We start from the raw sequence: 21,862 nt of genomic DNA on the forward strand, positions 1-21,862 counted from the left end.
AAATAAGGCGTTACTTTTTTTAGTATCGCCTTTTTTTATACCTTGTCAGTAAAAAAAGGGGTTAAAAATCTGGTTTTTAACAAACTGCTGCAGATTTAAAAAATATATAACTACACAATACAATTAAAATGCCTAAAGACACATCAATAAAATCGGTTTTAATAATAGGTTCAGGACCTATCGTTATTGGTCAAGCTTGCGAGTTTGATTATGCAGGATCCCAATCTGCACGTTCTATTCGTGAAGAAGGAATTGAAGTTATCCTGATCAACTCGAATCCAGCAACGATTATGACTGACCCAACCATGGCTGATCATATTTATTTGAAGCCATTAACAACAAAATCGATTATTGAAATTCTAAAGGAGCATCCGCAAATTGATGCTGTTTTGCCAACAATGGGAGGACAGACGGCTTTGAACCTGTGTCTGGAAGCAGATGAAAAGGGAATTTGGCAGGATTTCGGAGTCCGATTAATAGGTGTTGATGTAAACGCAATTAATATTACCGAAGACAGAGAGCAGTTCAAACAGCTTTTGGCAAAAATAAATGTTCCTACTGCACCGGCAAAAACGGCTACATCATTCCTTGAAGGAAAAGAAATTGCTCAGGAATTTGGGTTTCCGTTAGTAATTCGTCCTTCGTTTACACTGGGTGGAACCGGAGCTGCTTTTGTGCACAGCAAAGAAGAATTTGATGAAAAGCTAACCTACGGATTAGAAATGTCGCCAATACATGAAGTATTGATTGATAAGGCGTTATTAGGCTGGAAAGAATATGAATTGGAGCTTTTAAGAGATAAAAATGATAATGTCGTAATTATCTGTTCAATCGAAAATATGGATCCGATGGGAATTCATACGGGAGATTCAATTACGGTTGCACCGGCAATGACTTTATCTGATACCACTTTCCAGAGATTACGTGACTATGCTATTCTGATGATGCGCAGTATCGGAAACTTTGCAGGCGGTTGTAATGTACAATTCGCAGTTTCTCCAGATGAAAAAGAAGATATCGTGGCTATCGAGATTAATCCTCGTGTGTCCCGTTCATCTGCTTTGGCTTCAAAAGCAACTGGATATCCAATCGCAAAAATTGCTTCTAAACTGGCTTTAGGATACAATTTAGATGAGTTGCAAAATCAAATTACAAAATCAACTTCGGCTCTTTTTGAACCTACTTTGGATTATGTAATTGTAAAAATACCACGTTGGAACTTCGATAAATTTGAAGGTGCCGACAGAACTTTAGGACTTCAGATGAAATCTGTTGGTGAAGTAATGGGAATTGGACGTTCGTTCCAGGAAGCATTACACAAAGCAACCCAATCTTTAGAGATTAAAAGAAATGGTTTAGGAGCTGACGGAAAAGGATATAAAGATTACGAGCAAATTATCGAGAAACTGACTTTTGCAAGTTGGGACCGTGTTTTTGTAATTTATGATGCGATTGCAATGGGAATTCCGTTGAGCCGTATTCATGAAATCACAAAAATCGATATGTGGTTCTTAAAGCAATACGAAGAACTTTATACTTTAGAAAAAGAAATTTCAAATTATAAAATTTCAAATCTTCCAAAAGAGTTGTTGCTTGAAGCGAAACAAAAAGGTTTTGCCGACAGACAAATTGCACATATGATGAACTGTCTGGAAAGTGAAGTGCATACTTTACGCATGGATCAGAAAATCAACCGTGTGTTTAAACTGGTTGATACTTGTGCAGCTGAATTTAAAGCACAGACGCCTTATTACTATTCCACTTTTGAAGCTGAAATCGAAAAAGCAAACGGTGAGCGTTACGTAGATAACGAAAGCATTGTAACAGATAAAAAGAAAATCATTGTTTTAGGTTCAGGACCAAATCGAATTGGACAAGGAATTGAGTTTGATTATTCTTGTGTGCACGGCGTTTTGGCAGCGAAAGAGTGTGGTTACGAAACTATTATGATTAACTGTAATCCTGAAACCGTTTCAACTGATTTTGATACGGCTGACAAATTATATTTCGAACCTGTTTTCTGGGAACATATTTATGACATCATTCAGCATGAAAAACCGGAAGGTGTTATTGTACAGTTAGGTGGTCAGACGGCTTTGAAATTGGCTGAAAAATTGTCTAAATACGGAGTGAAAATTATCGGAACCAGTTTTGATGCACTTGATTTGGCCGAAGACAGAGGTCGTTTTTCAGATTTATTGACAGAATTAAAAATTCCTTTCCCACAATTCGGAATTGCAGAAACGGCTGACGAAGCTTCTGCTTTGGCAGATACTTTAGATTTTCCTTTATTGATTCGTCCTTCTTATGTGTTAGGAGGTCAGGGAATGAAAATCGTAATTAACAAAAAAGAATTAGAAGAGCACGTTATCAATTTATTGAAATCGATCCCGGGTAATAAATTGTTGTTAGATCATTATTTGGCAGGAGCAATCGAAGCTGAAGCCGATGCAATTTGTGATGCTGATGGCAATGTATATATCATTGGAATAATGGAGCATATAGAACCTTGCGGAGTTCACTCTGGAGATAGTAATGCGACTTTACCTCCTTTCAACTTAGGAGAATTCGTAATGCAACAAATCAAAGATCACACAGTTAAAATTGCTAAAGCTTTAAAAACAGTAGGTTTAATCAATATTCAGTTTGCGATAAAAGATGATACGGTTTATATTATCGAGGCAAATCCCAGAGCTTCGAGAACAGTACCATTTATTGCAAAAGCATATGGAGAGCCTTATGTAAACTACGCTACAAAAGTAATGTTAGGACATAATAAAGTAACGGACTTTGACTTTAATCCACAATTAAAAGGATATGCAATCAAACAGCCTGTTTTCTCTTTCAGCAAGTTCCAGAATGTAAATAAAGCATTAGGACCGGAGATGAAATCCACAGGAGAAAGTATTTTGTTTATTGATGATTTGAAAGATGATCAGTTTTACGAATTGTATTCTAGAAGAAAAATGTATTTGAGTAAATAACCTCAAATCCTAATTATATAAAAAGCCTCAAAATTTAGATTTTGAGGCTTTTTGTATTTAATAAATAATATTAAATTTTATGCATTTTGGTTGAATGACATATTATCTCTTGTATTCTTTTGTACTGAAATAGCACCAAACAAGGCTAATAAAAAAGCAAAAGCATAAAACCCTTTTTCGCTTGGTAAAATAGTAGCATTCCAAAGTCCAACAACTAAAAGTACAATTGACAAAAGTGTTCCAAACCAGCAAATGCCATAATACATGTCTGTTACAGGAAAATTTTCAAGTCGGTCCCTAACGCTTTTTTGGAGTGAAACAACAGCGAAAAGACCAAACATTAAAACAGTGAAATAGTAACCTTTTTCGTTTAATAGCATTTCAGCTCTTGCAAGTCCAACTATAAATCCGATTGTTCCTGCTCCAAGAGCTACCCATGATGCCGCTATAAAGGCATTTGATGTTTTTTGTACCATGTTTAATAATCTAGTTTTTGGTTATAAGCAAATATAATTAAATTTGGTTCACATTAAAATAAAACAGCATGAAATTACAAAGTATAATCTTTCAAATACATGTAACAAAAAAGCCCCTAAACCAGGAGCTTCTTATTTTAACCCAAAATGTATTATTTAATCAATTCCTGTAAAGGTTTTAATTGTTCCATATCGATTTTTGATTCTTTCAAAACTGACATTAAAGTCATAATATTATTTGGATTCATCTTTTTCCCTAAAACACGGACTACGGCAAAACCATTTTCTTTTCTGTTGGCAAAAATTACAAATTCTTCGATGTTATCATCAGTGCCAATAAAACTTACAGAAGCACCATCTTTTCCAGAACCAACCTTCATTAATTCCTGATATTTAGGATTTTTTAAAATCGCTTTTACTTTAGCTCTTTCTGTTTCAAATTGTGCCTGATTTTTATCATTTGCCTTAAAAGCCAGTATGTTCATTTTATCAAACGAATTTAAAGCTTCAGTTTGTTCTGTGGATAATTTTGCCTTGTCAACATTTAAAATATTGGTCGAAACATCAAGTGCAATAAAATCTTTATTTTCTGTATTTTCTACAAAATATTTTTGCAGTGAAGGCTCAGTATTACAACTTATTAAAGTTAGCAATACTAAAAGTGCTGAGGTAAAAACATTAGCTTTCATATTACTTTTTGCCTTTAGAGGCTTTTTTTAAGTCTGTACCGCCAGGTAATTTCATCTTATCTGTAAGGACAGCAATTTCGTTTAAATCAAAGTTCCCTGTTAAAGATAATAAAACAGTATCATCGTTTTTTGCCCCATCAATAAACATAAATAATTCTTTTATTTTAGTGTCTGTGGCACCTGACTTAACATATATTTTGACGTTTTTTCCGCTGTCATTAATACGCATCAGTTCTTCTAAATTTGCTGTTTTAATATATTTGTCAGCAGTAAGTTTCATATCGGCTTCAATTTTTGCGTTTTTTGTAGTAAACACTTTTAAATTGTCGAGCTTTTTAATAAGGTCCATGTATTGTTGAGTTTCCTTATCAGAAGAATCCACTTTTACCTTACTCATTATGTCAAACATTTTTTTGTTGACAATTACTGATGTTACATCGTCCAGACCATCAAATTTATCAAATGCATTTTGTGCATAGAAAGCATGTGTAAAAAAGGCTAAAATTACTGTTATGATTAAATTTTTATTCATGCTTTTTTTATTATTTTTTCTGTATTTGTTAATCGTTGATTTCATGTTAATTTTATTTAATTATTGTTTGAAAATTTTGTTTTTTGATTCGTTGTATTCTTTAATGTATTGTACACTTTCTATACCTACATTTACTTTGTCTGATAATAAAGCCAAAGCTTTTTGCGTTGCCGCTAAGGCTTCTTCAGGATTATCATAGGTTCCTAATTCTGTTTGCGCTACAACCGGGGCTGTATTTTTTTCGCTTATATAAAAAAAGGTTCCAATTCCCAGTAAAATAACAGCAGAGGCCGCAATTGATAACCACGCTACATTTCGTTTTTTAGTTTGTAGTGGAATTTCATGCGTCGATTTTTGTTCTTTTACCTGAGAGAAATAACCAAAAAGTGGTTGATATTGCTGTAAATGCTGCGCAACATTTGATGAAGAAAAATATTCTTTTAATTCGTTTTCTTCTGCAATAGTGGTTTCTCCCTGAAAGTATTTTTCTAATAGTATTTCTATTTTATCTAATTCCATATTGATGAGTATTAATCATTGATTCTCTTATTTTTTTTCTTGCCCTGGAAAGGGCTACCCGAATAGCCGTTTCATTCATATCAACAATTTTTGCAATTTCGTCGAATTCATATTGCTCCACATCTCGTAACTGAATTAATATTTGCTGTTGTTCAGGCAACTGACTTATTATTTTTTCGACCCATTCAAGACTATCGGAATCTTCCAGTTTTTTGTCTAATTGCGGCTCCCGATCTGTATAATTATTATGAACTATTTTAAGATTATCTGCTCTTTTCGATTTTAATTGATCCAGGCAATAATTTTTGGTCATTGTCATGGCAAGCGCTTCAACATTATTATAGTTTTCTAAATTTTCTTTTTTATTCCATAACTTAACCATCACTTCCTGAGTCGCATCTTCTGCTTCTTCTGTACTCGTAAGCAATCGTTTAGCTAAACGAAAGACTTTGTTTTTGAAAGGATTTATTAATTCTATAAATGCAATTTGATTCATGTCTGGTTATTTATTGATTTTCATCGTTCCTATGTATTACATATTTCTATCGATGTTTTCGACCAATTTGCGGTCTTGTCATTTCATAATTCAATGATTGTTTGTTAGTTTATATAGTCAAGACGAGGTAGTTTTATTTTTGTTACAATGACATTGAAAAAATGTTGTAAAAAAAAAAGAGATAATTTATTATAGTTAAAACTAAAGATACTATTTTTACGTTACTATTTTATTGAAAACAAATTTTATGAAACTAATATTAAGAAGCCTGATTTTTTTGTTTATAGCAATGTTTACTTTGCAATCTTGTGAGGATCAGGATGATGTTGACTCTCCGCCAGATTTAAAAGTGAATGATTTTATCTGGAAAGGATTAAATCAGTATTATTTATGGCAAGCTGATGTGCCTAATTTAGCTGATCAACGTTTTGCAAATCAGGAATCTTTAAATTCTTTTTTAAGGGGATATACACAACCAGAAGATTTATTTGAAGATTTGTTAAATAAGCCTAAGAGCAAATATCCAAATGGAGGTGCAATTGATCGGTTTAGCTGGATAGTTGATGATTATACGGTTTTAGAACAGGAACTTCAAGGAACCTCAAAAAGTGATGGTGTAGATTTTAGGCTGAGCAGGGTTTCAGAAAAGTCGAATGACTTAGTTGGTTTTGTACGTTACATTCTGCCAAATTCAGATGCTTCTTCAAAAAGTATTAAGAGAGGTGATCTTTTTACAGGAATTAACGGAACCAAGCTTACAATATCCAATTATCAAAGTTTATTAGGGGCTGATAGTTATACTTTAAATATGGCTGACCTTAATGGGGCTGTGATAACACCTAATGGAAAATCGGTTTCATTGACTAAAACAGTTTTAGATGAGAATCCTGTTTACATCAATAAAGTAATCACTTCGGGAAGTCATAAAATAGGTTATTTAATGTACAATGGATTTTATGCTAACTATGATTTACAACTAAATACCGCTTTTGCACAATTAAAATCAGAAGGTATTACTGATTTGGTTTTAGATTTGCGATATAATGGTGGTGGTTCTGTACAAACAGCTACTTATTTAGCCAGTATGATTACGGGTCAGTTTAAAAACCAAATTTTTTCTAAACAGAAATGGAATGATAAAATTAATGAGTATTTCGCGAGTGAAGATTTAGAATTGCTTAATAATAGGTTTACTGATAACATTAATGGAACTTCTATAAACAGTTTAAATTTAACTAAAGTATATATTTTAACTACAGATGGAACCGCTTCTGCAAGTGAATTGGTTATTAACGGATTAATTCCTTATATGTCAGTAGTGCAGATAGGGGATAAAACCGTTGGAAAAAATGTAGGTTCAATTACATTATATGATTCTGAGACATTTACAAAAAAGAATGTGAATCCAGCTCATAAATATGCGATGCAGCCTTTAGTTTTAAAAATTGTGAATGCGTCTGATTTTGGAGATTATACGGATGGATTACAGCCAGCTTATCAACAGCTTGAATATGTTTCTACTATGGATGTATTGGGAGAACAGTCAGAACCTTTGCTTAATTTAGCTATTTCAAAAATTACCGGGACCACAGCAAAGAGAGTGCAGCAAAATCGAGGGCAGTCATTACCAACTTTTACAGATTCTAAAGCTATGGGAGGTATAAGAAATCAGATGTATGTAGAAAAAGCCCCTGAAGGACTTTTAAAAGCATTAAAATAGACTAAAAAAAAAAGGCTTTCAGAAATGAAAGCCTTTTAACAAAATCCAAATCCAAAAACTAATTCTGCAAGAATTTATTTAATTACTATTTTTTTAACAATTTTTCTTTCCTGAATGTTTATTTCAAATAAATAAGTTCCAGCGTTTAAATCAGAAACTATAATTTCTTTATGATTGGCAACAGGTAGTTGCTTTATAATTTGACCTGTGATGTCATAAATTATGATACTGCTTTCTTCGTTGTGATTCAGATAAACAATATCCGAAGCTGGATTTGGGTATAATGTTACAGAATCAGAATTGAAATCCTTATTATCTAATGTTTTTTGATTGATTACTCCCACACCACTTAAATCAAATCCTCCGGATGCAAAAGGAGTTGGATATTGTTCATTAATAATATTTCCATAACTATCCAAAGAAGCATATAAAAGATCTATTGTTCCTATTACATCAACTACTTTTACATGTGTAATGTTGTCTTTGTCTAATAATATATTATCAGGAATATCAGACAAATCAAACGGAGTTCCAAATCCCACTCTGTATTTGCCGGCAAGATTATTAATGTATGTACAATCCACACTTCCAAAACCACCTACAGATATAGCAGTTTGGGTCTCGCTGTGTGAAGGGAATCTAAAAAAGTTAATTCCGTCTGAGCTTACTTCCACGAAAGCCAGTTCTAAAAAAGTATCAGAAAAACCATTTTCAAAAACGGCAAAATCAAATCCTGGCCCATTAGCAATAGGTATGTCAAAAGTTAAGGTTGCGCTCCCTCCATCGCCCAGGCTAACAACACTATTTCCTGATATTCCGCCTTTCATTCCATCACTCGGAGTTCCTGTAGTGGCAGTTGGACCGGTTGGGTTTGTAATATTCTGAGGGCCTCTTACAACAGTAATGCCTGTTGCCCAGCCAATAAAAACTGAACTGTTCTTTGCAATAGCTGTACTTCCAGGCTGACCAGCAGCCGGAGCATAAGATTGTGCAGAAATCATTGATGTTGTAAGGAGTAAAGTAAAAAGTAATTTTTTCATCATAGAATATATAATTGAAAAAATGCCCTTACATTTTTATTAATAAGGGCATCTTTATTTTTTAGTTGTTAAAATAAAAACCGTTTGGTCCTATGCCAACTATAATTTCTTTTTCTAATGTACCGGTAAGATTATAGATATAAGCTTTACTGTCAAAACCAAAGGTACCACCGTCTGCAATGTAGATACGGTTGTTATTTACGGCAAAGCCATAAATATAACCTTCTGCTGAAAGTGTAGCTGTTAAGATTGCTGTAGTTGATGCAGTTGTTGCATTGGTATTGATAGCATAAACTGAACTTCCTGCCGTGTAATATACTTTGTCATCTTCAATATCTAAATATCCTGCACCGTCTAAGGCTTCCGGAAACGTAATTTTAGAAATTGATTGATCAGACAATTTTACTTTTACAATTTCACTTCTGTTACCAGAAGGACCTCTTAAGACATATAAGAAGCCATCTTCTTCTTCGATACAATCAGCACTTGATCCAATTTCGATTGGTGCTTCCAGTTTTTTAGCAGCAATATCTACTACTACTATTTTAGTACTTGCATAAGGCTCTGTAATGTATAGTTTTCCATTTTCTAACACCAAACGATTAGCAGTTGCATTCAAATCAATTTTAGATTCATATTTATTCGTCTTTAAATCAATTATGGCAACATAATCGTCTGTGTTACCTGTAGCAGGATTATTGTATGAATATGTATTTGCATTTGTTACATACGCTTTGCCGTCTTTTACGACCCCGTATCTTGGATTTTTAAGACCATTTTCTATTTTTCCAACTAACTTAAACGTATATCTGTTGACCACATTAATTACATTAGAACCACCTGAAATAACATAAGCATTATCACCATCAAAAAAGATGTTTTGCAGATAGCCACCAGGGATGTCGTTGTTATTAGCTGGTCCATATACGTCTTTTGTAAATGTGGATAAATCATTACTTAGAAAAGAAACTGAACCTTCAGCTTGAGATCCTTCATTCAAAATAAAAACCCCATTGTCATAAACTCCTTTTGGGTCATTAGATTCGTTGTCGTCATTGGAACAAGAAGCTAAAATTGAGGTGGTAAGTACTATTAAAAATAATTTACTAAATTTCATTATATTAAAATTTTAAGGTTAAATACATGTTAAAATTGCGACCCGGCATAGGTCGGTTTTCCAGGCTTTCGTAAGCTTCATTAAATAAATTCAGAACCTGAAAACCTAGTTTAAAAGATTCCAAAAATCTAAAATCATAATCGATTCCAATATTGGAGATCATGTAATTGTTTATAATTTCATCAGGATTATTGTCGGTTCTGGTATAAACAAAACCGTTATATAAAAATTGATAGTTGGCTGAAATCCTATTTCTGGCATATGAAATGGCTGCTGTTGCTTTATCAAAAGGAACAAAAAAAAGCTGTTTCTTAGTGTTAATGTTTTCTGAAATCGTATGAGCATAAGTGGCATTGGCGACAAAAATATTTTTACCAAATTGCTTTTTCCAGCTTAGTAAAGTTTCTGCTCCATAACTGTTTACTTTATCGGTATTTTGGGGTGTCCAAATGCCATTTTTACCAGGAATCCATTGCAATAAGTCTTTTATTTTGATGTAATAAAAAGTTTGGGTAAGTGTAATGTTATTAAAAGTAAACACGTTTCCAACTTCAGCCTGATACGAATTTTCGGGTTTCAAATCACGATTTCCACCTTCTTCCCAATACAGATCATTAAAAGTTGGGATTCGGAAATTTCGGGATAAATTCAATTTCAAATTGTATAATTTACCAAATTGATAAGACGAACCTAAAGAGAATAAAACTGGCGATTTATAATTGTCCGTGAATTCTTTTCGAACACCAAATTCATTTTTCCAGTCTGTCGAAATATCTTGTTTTATTAATAAAGAAGCTGAACTTATCTCGCGGGTATTAGTCCCGAAGCCGCTTCCGGTACCTTTGGTTTTATTATAATCCAAGATTCCGTTTATTTGTGTTGATTTAAAAAGGATATACCCAAGATCAGCTTTAGTAATTAAACTTTCTGTTTTTCCGTATGTATAATTATTGGTCGAATTATCAGCATAATATTGATAATTTTCGAATATATAAGCTGTTTTGAAATTAGTGCTGAACTTGCCAAAATTACCATCATATTCTAATAAGTTGCGATTAAAACCATTGATGTATTTACTTGGTATTTCAGTTTCTGTGATTAAGGAAGTGTTTCTATCCGTGTTTGAGTTTTGGCTGTATAGCCTAAGACTGTTTCTGGTGTTAAATTTATAACCTAAGTTGGCACTCATCGTAATTACATCGTACTGACCATTTTGGTTCCAGCGTTGCTCGCCTTTCCAGGTGTATTTGTTAATATATTTATAATCATTAGTTGAGCTGTTTTTTGAAAATCCAATCTGAGTACTCCATTTTTCATTAGAAATATTGGTTTTATAATTAATTCCAATCGTATTGAAACTTCCATAATCCAATTTTAAATTATTTTCAAATCGGTTATAAAAACTCAAATCATTGTTTAAATGTACTGTTCCCCCAACAGCGCCACTACCGTAAATTACGCTACCGCCACCAGCTTTTACACTTATTGAATTGTAATCGGAACCTGAAATTGTATTAAAATCAGTACTCCCGTTCATTTGTGAATTGATATTGATTCCGTTCCATATTACCGCAGTCTGGGAAGAAGTTGTGCCTCTGAAAGAAACTGTCGAAAGCATTCCACGTCCGTATTCTTTAAAATAAAGTGTCGAATTGAAATTTAATAAGTCAGTAAGCAAAGCTTCGTTTTTATTGATAATTGAATCGTTAAGCTTTAAAACAGATTGTGCATTAGAAAATTTTTTAAGATTTTTATCCGATACAATAACTTCTTTCAGTTTAGTAATAGAGTCATTCTGCGCCAAAATAATCTGGCACAAAAGCAAAAAGCAAAAAACAATACATTTTTTTAAAGTCATAATTTCTACACTCTTTTTCCCGAGAGTTCGATATTTGTTATAAAGGCAGGTCTCCTGGCTTGCGTCTTGTTGTTTACCTTCCCATTTGCCTCGGCAAACAGTGGTTTGTAGATAACAACAAGCATTCCTGTTACGGAACTAAGCTTACAGTTGCGGGTACAGCTCAAGACTTTTGATTTTAAAGCATTTAAAATCAGTTACTTGATTCCCTTTTAATGTACTTTTTAAATTTAAAGTACAACCTTAATTGGGTGCAAATATAAAGTTAAAAATATGTAAAAATCAAATTTGTTTTACTTTTTAAAAGAATTTCTAAACAAAAGAGGTTTAGAAATTTATTTTCAGAACCTGTCCAAAACCAACTTTATTCTGAAAAGCATCTTTTAATGGCAATGAAGAATGATGGCATAAAAAACTTCGGATAATACCGGCGTGAGCGACAATGATGAGAGGTATACTGGTTTGTTTTGATTTCTGTTCAGATAAAAATTCAGCAACCCTTTTGTGCAGATCAACAAAAGATTCACCATTCGAAACCCGAGTATTGACGAAATCTTCCATCCATGGATTGAGTTGTTCAGGTGAAATATCATCCCAGGCTTTCATTTCCCAATCCCCAAAATTCATTTCCATTAATCGGCGATCTTCCTGATAAGAAATGGTTTTGATATGAGTCTGAATATATTGGGCTAAAGTAACGCAGCGTTTTAAAGGACTCGAAAAAATAATGGCTTCTGTTGGCAATTGTGAAATAATAGCTTCAAAAGTAATTTCAAAGGGTTCAGCCAAATCCACATCCGATTGTCCGTAACAAATTCCTTTTTCGCAAATCGTTTTGGTATGGCGGACTAAATAAATTTCCATATTAAAAGAAGACTTAAATAATAAATAATTTCACAGACTTGTTGCGTCGCTCCCAAACAATCTCCGGTATAACCATCAATCCATTTCTGAAAGTAGCGTGCTAAAAAATAACGTGTCAGGAAGACAGGAAGTAAAATAAACAGCATTTTATATTGAAAATAGGAGAGGACAAATAACGGAAGCAGTCCAAAGGAAAAAGAACCCAAAACTTCTTTCCAACTATAATTTTTAGCAATAGGTTTACTTTTGCTGGTAGCATCATCACGAGAATATTCATGTGTGAAAACAATAGATATTGCTGCTAGTCGACTTAACGAATGTGCCGTAATAAAAAGTAGAAAAATTAAAAAGACAGGGTTTGTATTGTCAGTTTTAAAGAGCAAAACAGATTCAGAGAGCAATTTAAATTTCAATAAAAATAGTAGTACCAAGCCAATTGCTCCATAGGCACCAATGGCACTATCTTTCATAATCAGAAGAATTTTTTCTTTGGTCCATCCTCCGCCAAAACCATCGCACACATCAGCAAAACCATCTTCATGAAAAGCTCCGGTTGTAAGTATAGAAACAATAATTGCTATAATAACAGCAATTTCTGTGGATAGAAAAAAAGAAAAAACATAAAATACTAAAAAAGAAATACTTCCCACTATCCAGCCAATTAAAGGAAAGTAACGTGTTGCCTTGTTTAAATAATCCGGATTATGACCGATGTTTTTAGGACATGGAATTCGGGTATAAAACATTAAGGAAGTGAAGAAAATATGCAGTTCTTTTTTCATTGAAAAAATTGTGTTTTGTTGAATTTTAATTTTTAAAAATATTTTTGAATATCCTCCAGCTGGAGGATGTAAATGATAGAGTAAAAGGTTTTAGCCAAATTTTATTTTTTGAAACCAAATTTTGTAACGATTTCATCATATTCTTTCTGAAAAGTTTTCTTTTATGATGTTCTTCCTGATTTTTAATATAATCCCTTACTTTATCAATTATAGATTCTGAAACAGAAAATGCAAAATATTCATCTTGCCATTCAAATTTTTCTTTAGTTAACTGATTTTTATTAATCCAAAATGAAGATTCGCCTTTAATTAACTGCATGATTTTTTGAATGTTCTGATCTGCTCCTAATGAAATAAGACAATGACAATGATCTGAATATCCATTTATAAAATCAACATAAATTCCTTTTTCTTTAGCATTTTCTTTAATATGATTCTAAACTTTAAGATGTAATTCCGGTGTATGTAAAAAAGCTATTCTATTTTTTGTACTCCAAACAAAATGGATGTAAACTTTAATTAATGACATGATTCAAGATTTGATTTATATTTTCTAAATATAATTTTAAGCATATTATTTTATCGAAATCTCGACTATGAATTATATTGATATGATTTTGGCTAAAGCCTGTTTTGATACTGATTAAATTTTCGAGGCTATTCAAAAATTATTACAGCGATTCACAAATGTAACTAAAAACTATTTCCTGCTCACTCCGGCACTTTCGAAACTGGCCATTTCATTCAGAAAAGCTCCCGCCGATTTCAAAATAGGAAACGCAATAGCACAACCTGTGCCTTCGCCAAGGCGTAAATCTAAATTTAAAATTGGTTTTACCTGTAAATAATCCAATAATTTTTGATGTGCTTTTTCAGCTGAGCAATGGCAAAAAACAGCATTTTTATGAATGTCCGGATTAATTTTTGAAGCAACCAAAAAGGCAATGCTGCAAATAAAACCATCAATCAGAATAATCATTTTATGTTCGAAAGCTGTTAACATTCCGCTTGCCATTTGTATAATTTCAAAGCCTCCGAAATAAGCTAACTGCTCCATCAGTACGGCTGGACCGGAATAATTTTCAATTGCTTTTTTGAGCAAATTTTGTTTCTGAATCAGTTTTTCATCATCAACTCCGGTTCCTTTTCCAACACATTCCTCAATTGAAAAACCTGTTAAAAGGCTCATCAGAACCGAAGCTGTTGAGGTATTTCCAATTCCCATTTCACCAAAACCAATACAATTGGAACCAGTTTTGGCAATTGTTTCAACAATCGATTTTCCTTTTTCAAAACACAACTGCAATTCCGTTTCGCTCATTGCCGGAGCATGTAAAAAAGATTGGGTTCCTTTGGCGATTTTGGCATTAATCAATTTAGCATTCGTTGGAAAATCATAATTAACGCCAGAATCTACAATTGATAATTCTATGTCATTCTGATTGCAAAAAACGTTAATCGCAGCGCCGCCTTCCAGAAAATTGCCCACCATTTGTCGGGTTACATCCTGCGGATAAGCACTTACACCATGATTCGCAATACCATGATCTGCAGCGAAAACAATAATATTAGGATTTATAATTTTAGGTTCTAAAGTTTCAAAAACAGTTCCTAACTGAAAAGCAAGGGTTTCCAAAGTTCCCAAAGAGCCAACCGGTTTGGTTTTGGAATCTATTTTTTCCTGTAAAAGCTGATTGAAGTTTGTTGTATTCTCAATTTCAGTTTTATTCTTTAAATTGAAATCAGAAATATAACTTTCTGCAATATTTTTAATTTCGGTACAATCCGGAGTTTCCGATTTTTGTTTCCAGTGCAATTGTTGCAGCATTGGTTGATTATCGTAATTGGTGGCAGGTTTTCCAATACAGAAATAGCCCAAAGGTTCAATGTTTTCAGGTAAATCAAGGATTTTTTTAAATTGGTAATAATTCAAAATAGAAACCCATCCCATTCCGTAACCTTGTTCCGTTAAGGAAAGCCAAATGTTCTGTGCCGCACAAACCGAACTGAATTTCACCGCTTCATTACTGCCGACAGTCCCAATCGTAAATTGGTTCAGGACGGATCTGTCGTAGGCAATAATAAGTCCAATTGGCGCTTCCTCAATCGCTTCTAGTTTCAGGGATTTATAATGTTCTTTTTGCTCCGGATTATCTGTTAGTTCTTCAGCTTTTTTATTGTAATCCAAAAACAAATTTTTAATTGCGCTTTTCACTTCGGCTGACTTGATGATAAAATATCGCGTAGCATCCGTGAGGCCAACAGAAGGAGCCCAATGTCCCGCCTGTAAAGCTTTATCGATCACTTCATCCGGAACTGCATCAGCTGTGAAATGGCGTGTATCTCTGCGTGATTTTAAAATATCATCTAAATAGCTCATAATTTTTAAATTTCAATGTTAATTGCAAAATCAATTTCAGTCTTGAAGATAATGTAAAGATACAGTACCAATATTGAAGTCTAAAAACTAAAGATTTAGGTTTTTTTTAATTGATTTTTGCTTTTTATATTGATTTTTCTAACCTTTTATTTTAACAGGAATTCCCGAAACCATCAAAACCACTTCATCAGCTTTCGAGGCCAAAAACTGGTTTATCCAACCTTGCAATTCGGTAAATTTTCTGCCAATATGCGTTTCGGCATGAACGCCCATTCCAATTTCGTTTGTAACAATAATAAATGTTGCATTTTTCTGGGCAGCCATCAAAAGAAATTCTTTTTTAGCTTCCTCCAAACTTAGATTTACATCATTTTTAGTGTCCACAAAAAAGTTAGTCAGCCAAAGCGTTACGCAGTCAATCAAAGCCACTTTTCCTGAAAAATCAATTTCACTCAAATGTTTTTCTTTCTCAATATTAGTCCAGTGTTCGTCGCGTTCCTGCTGATGTCTGTCGATTCTGTTCTGAAAATCATCATCCCATTTTCTTGCAGTAGCTACATATAGTGGTGAATCTGAAAGTTGTAAAGCTAAATTTTGGGCGAAGCTGCTTTTTCCAGACCGTTCGCCACCGGTAATTAAGTAAATCATTTTTTGAATTGTTAATTGTAAATTATTGGTTGTTAATTTAAGAAAGGGTTTGCTTAGAAATAACTTGATTTTTAGTGGTTTTAAGGATACTGGTTATTAATTTTAAAATTGAAATTGCATCATTATTTATATTTTCAAATTCTTTTTCATTTAAGTAATCAGTTGCTTTTAGTAATTCCAGCCAATAAACTGCCTCATTAGCTTCAATTGCAAATTTGTGCATGAAATCGTTTTACTTTCAGCATGTTCTGCTTCTCTTACCATTGCACCAATACCAGTTCCGGAACACAATAGTTGCTTAGAAAGAGTAATTTTTTTTTCTCAATAGATAGATATTGATATAATTTAACTATTTGAGTAGCAAAGTCAAAGCTTTTATTTTTTACCATGTTGTTTTTCATAATTAATAAGGACAATGACGACAGCCATTTCCACAGCAATTTCCTCTTTTTAAATGGAACCAGGCTTTAAAAACATAATTGCCATTTTCGATATAATAATCAATTCCATCCATCAATTTCTCTTGTTTTGGTAATAATGTGGCTTTGTTTTCAAATGCTGTTTCAGGTGTAATCGTTTCAACGTAAGCCTCAATTTTATCTTCGCAGGCTTCCTTAAAACAGTTGGGACAAAGACAATCTGATCCTTCCGAGAAATCAAAAATTGGAGGAAAATCATTGCACCAGCATTTGTCTACAGCAGAAATATCGCCACAGTCAAAAGCAGATTGACATCCTGAACAGATTTTTGTTTTTATTGCATTCATAATGTAAAGATACTGTTTGTTGAATTTTTTACGATTAAAAATAAACAGGAAATTTAGAAATTGCGCTACCTTTGTTCTTACCCGAAAATATAAAATATGAAAATTTCTTTATCAAAATTAACTTTCCTTATATCATTTTTTATTCTTGTTGGATGTAAAAAAAATGAAACTGCAGCAATAACTGAAACCAAAGCTGCGCAAAATTATATCGAATATGCATCTGGACTTTCGATTGTAAAACACGAAGGATATTCTCTAGTAACGGTTTCAAATCCCTGGCCAAATGCTAATAAAAATTTCAAATACATTTTAAAAGAAAAAGACGCTAAAGTACCGGATAGTTTACAGGAATATACAACTATTAAAGTTCCTTTAGAATCTATTGTGGTAACTTCAACAACCAATATTCCTTTTCTTGAAATGTTAGATGTGGAAAATAAGCTAACTGGTTTTCCACATACAGATTATATTTCTTCTGAAAAAACCAGAAAACTGATAGACAAAGGTTCAGTTAAAAATGTCGGTCAAAATGAAAAATTAAACATAGAACAGTTAATAGAATTGTCGCCAGATCTGATTGTTACTTTTGGTGTAGACAATAACAATCCTATGCTTGATAATTTGAAAAAAAGCGGTTTGAGTGTTTTTATTCAGGCCGATTGGATGGAGCAGTCGCCACTTGGAAAAGCAGAATGGATTAAACTTTACGGGGCCTTGTTTGGAAAAGAAGAAAAAGCAAAGGAGCTATTTGATAAAATTGTGACAAGTTACAATCAGGCTAAAAAATTAGTTGCAGAAAAACCAGCAAGCTCAACGGTTTTATATGGTTCTATGTACGAAGATGTCTGGTATCTAGCTAAAGGAAACAGCTGGGTAGCGCAATTCATGAAAGATGCCCGGGCCAATTATTTATGGGCCAGTCTAAAAGGAACAGGAAGTGAAGGTTTGCCTTTCGAAAAAGTATTGGACAAAGCCAAATCTGCTAATTTTTGGATAGCTACAGGATCTGTAAAATCACTGGATGAATTCGCGAAAATGAATCCACATTACAGCGAGTTTGATGCTTTTAAAAATAGAACCATTTATACTTTTGAAGGTAAATTGGGTGCTACCGGAGGAACCGTATATTATGAATCATCACCAAGTCGCCCGGATTTGGTTTTAAAGGATTATATCAAGATTTTTCATCCGGATTTGTTGCCAGGCTATGAATTTACTTTTGCTTCTAAACTGAATTAAATTGGTAAACAAAAAACGCAATACTGTTTTATTTGCACTTCTGGGTTTGGGGCTCATTTTGATGCTTTTTGTAAGCATTAGTTTTGGTTCTGTAACGATTCCGTTTAAAGAAGTGTATGCCAGTTTAACCGGAGGTCACGCCAGTAAATCAACCTGGGAATATATTATCATCAATTACCGTCTGCCAAAAGCCATTACGGCAGTTTTAGTCGGAACCGGATTGTCAATTAGTGGTTTGCTGATGCAGACTTTATTTAGAAATCCCCTTGCCGGACCCTATGTTTTAGGTTTAAGTTCAGGTGCAAGTTTAGGAGTAGCATTTGTGATTTTAGGTGCTGGTTTTTTACCTTCATTTTTACAAATTATTGCTTTATCATCCTACGGAATTGTTTTGGCTTCGACTTTAGGCAGTACGCTTGTTTTGCTGTTGGTTCTAGTGGTTTCCCAGAAATTACGGGATACGATGGCAATCCTGATTGTGGGATTGATGTTTGGAAGTTTTACCACAGCAATTGTGAGTGTCTTAACTTATTTTAGTACAGCCGAGCAGCTTCAGAAATTTACTTTTTGGTCGTTGGGAAATCTAGGGAATCTTTCCTGGAAATCCATTTCTGTTTTAGCCATTAGTGTAGGGTCTGGTTTAGTTTTAAGCGTAGGCAGTATCAAGCCTTTGAACGCTTTGCTATTAGGAGAAAATTATGCAAAAAGCATGGGTTTGAATTTCAAGAAAGCACGTTTGATTATTATTTTTGCAACCAGTATTTTAGCCGGAAGCATTACAGCTTTCGCAGGTCCGATTGCTTTTATTGGTCTGGCAGTGCCGCATATTGCCAAACTGACCTTTCATACCAGTAATCATTCTGTTTTGTTTTGGAGCACCTTGTTTTTTGGTGCCATCATCATGTTATTCTGTGATGTAGTTTCTCAAATGCCAGGTTTTGATATCACGCTTCCCATAAATGCGATTACATCAATAATTGGTGCGCCGGTGGTAATTTGGCTGTTAGTCCGAAAAAGAAATTTCCAGTAAGATTAATCATCATGACAAAAATAAACACTATTCTTTCTACCTCAAATTTAAGCATTGGTTACAAAACCAGTAAAGCAGCTGTAACTATTGCCCAAAATTTAAATTTAAGTCTGTCTTCAGGAAAACTAATTTCTTTGATTGGCGCCAACGGAATAGGAAAATCGACTTTACTGAGAACAATCACAGGAATTCAATCGCCTTTGGCAGGAAATGTTTTTTTAAATGATAAAAATATCAATGCCTACAAATCATTAGATTTGGCACAAAGCCTGAGTTTGGTTTTGACAGAAAAACTGCCGTCAAGTAACCTTTCTGTATTTGAATTAATCGCTTTGGGGCGACAGCCTTACACCAACTGGATTGGCACTTTAACCCAAACCGATATCGAAAAAGTTCAGCATGCTATGCAACTGACACAGATAGAACATTTAGCTTCAAAAAAGCATTTTGAAATAAGTGATGGCCAATTACAAAAAGTGCTGATTGCAAGAGCTCTGGCTCAGGATACATCGTTGATTATTCTGGACGAACCCACGACACATCTCGATTTATTGCATAAAGTTTCGTTATTCAAATTGCTGAAAAAATTAACCCAGGAAACCCAAAAGTGTATTTTATTTTCAACTCACGATATCGATTTGGCGATTCAGCTAAGCGATGAAATGATTATTATGACACCGGATTTAGTAGTACAGGATGAACCATGTAATTTAATTTCCAAAGGAAGTTTTGCGACATTATTCAAAGATGAACATATTGTTTTTGATGCCGAAAAAGGGAAATTTATTGTTACTTAACATGTTGTAATTTTCAGGAGCTGATCCTGCTGTCCGTTTTATCTTTTATGGCGAACACCGCCATAAAAGGATGCCACTTCCATCAGGGCTAGCGTACCAGTTTTCATAAGATTTTTAGAGTATAATCTAAACTTTTAATCCAATCTGCCTTTTAGCTTCCCCAACCACAAAAGCCACCGAATTCGCAATATTAAAACTCCGAATTAATTTCGACATCGGGATCGTTAAATGATTGTCAAAACGAGCTAAAACTTCTTTGCTTAAACCAACGCTTTCTTTTCCGAAAACCAGCCAGTCACCATCCTGAAAATCAGTTTCCAAATAGGATTTATCGGCATGCGAACTCATCAAAAATACACGCGACTGATCCGGAATATGCTGAATCCATTCTTCTATATTTTGGTATTCGGTCACGTCAAGATGTACCCAATAATCCAAACCCGAACGTTTCAGGTTTTTGTCATTAATCACAAATCCAAATGGATGAATTAAATGTAATCGACTTTCTGTACCGACACATAATCTTCCAATATTTCCGGTATTGTTTGGTATTTCCGGTTCTACAAGAACAACGTTTAGCATTATTTTTTAAGATTAAAAGATTAAAAGATTAAAAGATTAAAAGATTAAAAGATTAAAAGATTAAAAGATTAAAAGATTAAAAGATTAAAAGATTGTAATAATTATCAAATGACACATTATCTAATTAAAGTTAGGTACTTCTACAACCTCTCCGGCTTTCAGATTTTGCAAATATACATTTCCTATTCTAACGCGAACTAATCTTAAAGTAGGAAAACCAACTGCCGCAGTCATTTTTCGAACCTGACGAAATTTCCCTTCATTGACCGTTATCGAAGCCCATGAAGTAGGACCGTGTCGTTCGTCCCTAATCTTTTTGGCTCTTGGTCCAAAATCTGGAATTTCAGTAACAATAAAAGCAGTACAAGGTTTGGTTTTGTATTTTCCGCCATCAAAGCCAATTTCAACACCATTTTGCAATTGTTCGATTGCTTCTGAGGTAATTACGCCGTCAACCTGAACATAGTATTCTTTGTCTACTTTTTTACTTCTTATCTGTTCGCTGACTTTTCCGTCAGTAGTAAGCAAAAGCAGCCCTTCAGAATCTTCATCTAACCGGCCAATAGCCATTGTGCCTTCAGGAAAATTATACAATTCGCCCAAAAGCTTTTTCTTCCTTTTTAATTCATATATAAATTGGCTTAAATAGCCATAAGGTTTAAAAAGAATAAAGTGTTGATGCATTTTAGTTTTTTGGATACAAAGATAGTTTTGTTTGTTATTATTAAAGAACAAATATTCTACAAACCCAAAGCTATGTTAAATGACTTATTTATCGACTTCAGAATTCGTAATATTATAATAGAAATTTTAAAGAATAATAGTATGGAGACGAATAATTTAGGGGCTAAAAAGATAAACGGAGTACAAAAAGATATAGACGAATCTAAAGGTAAAAATATTTCGCATGATTCAGAATTGAAAGAATCAAAACTAAAAAAAGAAGTAGTAACTGATGCCGATGGAAAAAAAGAAGTCGTAGAAAGAGCCAGAAATGTAAACGAAGAAATAAAAGAGGTTTCCAATGAAACACAAATCGAAAAGACAAATCGGGGAGTTGCTACAGAAGAAGAAGAAAAGAAAACAATAGAAAACAAAGATAGAAATTCGGATATAACGCCAAATCGATATCCAAATTCACATCCCGAAAGTCATGAAGACAGAGGGAATATGAAATTGGATGAAGAAAATTAAAAAAGCATAACACTGCTGTTTAAAAATTATTTTTAGATAAAAATGCAAAGGCTGTCTGTTATTCAGATAGTCTTTTTTGGTTTGATTAATTGTAGGTATAAGTTTATATTTTTGAATTTTTAAAATTAAAAAAGACAAAGTTTTTTGCG

21 protein-coding genes, 2 pseudogenes and 1 riboswitch are annotated in these 21,862 nt (G+C 33.5%); of the genes and pseudogenes, 6 read left to right on the plus strand and 17 right to left on the minus strand.

Features of this window, described 5'->3' with window-relative positions; translation table 11 throughout:
• The first annotated feature begins 128 nt into the window (after nt 1-128).
• Nucleotides 129-2,984 (plus strand): carbamoyl-phosphate synthase large subunit, encoded by a 2,856-nt coding sequence (gene carB, locus J2W48_RS16305; RefSeq protein ID WP_310282729.1) that lies wholly within the window; start codon nt 129-131, stop codon nt 2,982-2,984.
• 77 nt (nt 2,985-3,061) lie between these two features.
• On the opposite strand, the gene yiaA is transcribed toward carB, so the two are convergent.
• From yiaA to J2W48_RS16330, 5 genes are all read right to left on the minus strand, one after another.
• Entirely contained in the window at nt 3,062-3,460 is a 399-nt protein-coding gene (yiaA, locus tag J2W48_RS16310; protein ID WP_310282730.1) for an inner membrane protein YiaA, read from the minus strand.
• A 152-nt stretch (nt 3,461-3,612) separates the two neighbouring features.
• Complete coding sequence (locus tag J2W48_RS16315) at nt 3,613-4,149, minus strand: DUF4252 domain-containing protein (RefSeq protein ID WP_310282731.1); 537 nt, start codon at nt 4,147-4,149, stop codon at nt 3,613-3,615.
• 1 nt (nt 4,150) lies between these two features.
• Nucleotides 4,151-4,726, minus strand: a complete 576-nt coding sequence (locus J2W48_RS16320; protein WP_310282732.1) for a DUF4252 domain-containing protein — start codon at nt 4,724-4,726, stop codon at nt 4,151-4,153.
• Between the two features lie 15 nt (nt 4,727-4,741).
• A complete protein-coding gene (locus J2W48_RS16325) occupies nt 4,742-5,200 on the minus strand; it encodes a hypothetical protein (protein WP_310282733.1) in 459 nt (152 codons plus the stop codon).
• Nucleotides 5,187-5,696: an RNA polymerase sigma factor gene (locus J2W48_RS16330; protein WP_310282735.1), complete on the minus strand. Its 510-nt coding sequence runs from the start codon at nt 5,694-5,696 to the stop codon at nt 5,187-5,189. The genes J2W48_RS16325 and J2W48_RS16330 overlap by 14 nt, the downstream gene beginning before the upstream one ends.
• Nucleotides 5,697-5,943: 247 nt before the next feature.
• Here J2W48_RS16330 and J2W48_RS16335 point away from each other — a divergent pair, with 247 nt between their 5' ends.
• Nucleotides 5,944-7,416, plus strand: a complete 1,473-nt coding sequence (locus J2W48_RS16335; protein ID WP_310282736.1) for a S41 family peptidase — start codon at nt 5,944-5,946, stop codon at nt 7,414-7,416.
• 74 nt (nt 7,417-7,490) lie between these two features.
• On the opposite strand, the gene J2W48_RS16340 is transcribed toward J2W48_RS16335, so the two are convergent.
• The 10 genes and pseudogenes from J2W48_RS16340 to J2W48_RS16385 all read right to left on the minus strand — a co-directional run bounded on the left by J2W48_RS16340 (nt 7,491) and on the right by J2W48_RS16385 (nt 16,871).
• A complete protein-coding gene (locus J2W48_RS16340) occupies nt 7,491-8,459 on the minus strand; it encodes a T9SS type A sorting domain-containing protein (RefSeq protein ID WP_310282737.1) in 969 nt (322 codons plus the stop codon).
• Nucleotides 8,460-8,517: 58 nt separating this feature from the next.
• Entirely contained in the window at nt 8,518-9,573 is a 1,056-nt protein-coding gene (locus J2W48_RS16345) for a YncE family protein (RefSeq protein WP_310282738.1), read from the minus strand.
• A 4-nt stretch (nt 9,574-9,577) separates the two neighbouring features.
• Nucleotides 9,578-11,431 (minus strand): TonB-dependent receptor plug domain-containing protein, encoded by a 1,854-nt coding sequence (locus J2W48_RS16350; protein WP_310282739.1) that lies wholly within the window; start codon nt 11,429-11,431, stop codon nt 9,578-9,580.
• Nucleotides 11,432-11,458: 27 nt separating this feature from the next.
• A riboswitch (cobalamin riboswitch) is annotated at nt 11,459-11,692 on the minus strand.
• A gap of 66 nt (nt 11,693-11,758) precedes the next feature.
• Nucleotides 11,759-12,295 carry an alpha-ribazole phosphatase gene (cobC, locus tag J2W48_RS16355; protein WP_310282740.1) on the minus strand — a complete coding sequence of 179 codons (537 nt, stop codon included), beginning with the start codon at nt 12,293-12,295 and terminating at the stop codon, nt 11,759-11,761.
• Nucleotides 12,280-13,077 carry an adenosylcobinamide-GDP ribazoletransferase gene (locus tag J2W48_RS16360; protein ID WP_310282741.1) on the minus strand — a complete coding sequence of 266 codons (798 nt, stop codon included), beginning with the start codon at nt 13,075-13,077 and terminating at the stop codon, nt 12,280-12,282. The genes cobC and J2W48_RS16360 overlap by 16 nt, the downstream gene beginning before the upstream one ends.
• A gap of 101 nt (nt 13,078-13,178) precedes the next feature.
• Nucleotides 13,179-13,606: pseudogene (gene tnpA, locus J2W48_RS16365) on the minus strand (IS200/IS605 family transposase).
• Nucleotides 13,607-13,777: 171 nt separating this feature from the next.
• Nucleotides 13,778-15,457, minus strand: coding sequence for a nicotinate-nucleotide--dimethylbenzimidazole phosphoribosyltransferase (gene cobT, locus J2W48_RS16370; protein ID WP_310282742.1), 1,680 nt, complete (start codon nt 15,455-15,457; stop codon nt 13,778-13,780).
• Between the two features lie 138 nt (nt 15,458-15,595).
• Nucleotides 15,596-16,105 (minus strand): bifunctional adenosylcobinamide kinase/adenosylcobinamide-phosphate guanylyltransferase, encoded by a 510-nt coding sequence (gene cobU / locus J2W48_RS16375; RefSeq protein WP_310282744.1) that lies wholly within the window; start codon nt 16,103-16,105, stop codon nt 15,596-15,598.
• 37 nt (nt 16,106-16,142) lie between these two features.
• Nucleotides 16,143-16,506, minus strand: a pseudogene (locus J2W48_RS16380) (four helix bundle protein).
• A 2-nt stretch (nt 16,507-16,508) separates the two neighbouring features.
• Complete coding sequence (locus tag J2W48_RS16385) at nt 16,509-16,871, minus strand: C1orf53 family protein (RefSeq protein ID WP_310282745.1); 363 nt, start codon at nt 16,869-16,871, stop codon at nt 16,509-16,511.
• A gap of 96 nt (nt 16,872-16,967) precedes the next feature.
• Here J2W48_RS16385 and J2W48_RS16390 point away from each other — a divergent pair, with 96 nt between their 5' ends.
• Genes J2W48_RS16390 through J2W48_RS16400 form a run of 3 tightly spaced genes read left to right on the plus strand, consistent with a single transcriptional unit; the run spans nt 16,968 to nt 19,937 of the window.
• Complete coding sequence (locus J2W48_RS16390) at nt 16,968-18,110, plus strand: ABC transporter substrate-binding protein (protein ID WP_310282747.1); 1,143 nt, start codon at nt 16,968-16,970, stop codon at nt 18,108-18,110.
• A gap of 1 nt (nt 18,111) precedes the next feature.
• Entirely contained in the window at nt 18,112-19,140 is a 1,029-nt protein-coding gene (locus J2W48_RS16395; RefSeq protein WP_310282749.1) for an iron chelate uptake ABC transporter family permease subunit, read from the plus strand.
• A gap of 11 nt (nt 19,141-19,151) precedes the next feature.
• The gene (locus tag J2W48_RS16400) at nt 19,152-19,937 is read left to right on the plus strand and encodes an ABC transporter ATP-binding protein (protein WP_310282750.1); all 786 of its coding nucleotides are present in this window, start codon (nt 19,152-19,154) and stop codon (nt 19,935-19,937) included.
• Nucleotides 19,938-20,063: 126 nt separating this feature from the next.
• Here J2W48_RS16400 and J2W48_RS16405 read toward each other — a convergent pair whose 3' ends face one another.
• Both J2W48_RS16405 and J2W48_RS16410 read right to left on the minus strand, forming a co-directional pair.
• Nucleotides 20,064-20,519, minus strand: a complete 456-nt coding sequence (locus J2W48_RS16405; protein WP_310282752.1) for a tRNA (cytidine(34)-2'-O)-methyltransferase — start codon at nt 20,517-20,519, stop codon at nt 20,064-20,066.
• 120 nt (nt 20,520-20,639) lie between these two features.
• Nucleotides 20,640-21,203, minus strand: a complete 564-nt coding sequence (locus J2W48_RS16410) for a pseudouridine synthase (protein ID WP_310282754.1) — start codon at nt 21,201-21,203, stop codon at nt 20,640-20,642.
• 141 nt (nt 21,204-21,344) lie between these two features.
• Between J2W48_RS16410 and J2W48_RS16415 the strand changes: the two genes are divergently transcribed.
• Nucleotides 21,345-21,713, plus strand: coding sequence for a hypothetical protein (locus J2W48_RS16415; protein ID WP_310282755.1), 369 nt, complete (start codon nt 21,345-21,347; stop codon nt 21,711-21,713).
• Nucleotides 21,714-21,862 lie beyond the last annotated feature (149 nt).

This window comes from Flavobacterium piscis (genome assembly GCF_031457575.1).
GTDB lineage: Bacteria > Bacteroidota > Bacteroidia > Flavobacteriales > Flavobacteriaceae > Flavobacterium > Flavobacterium piscis_A.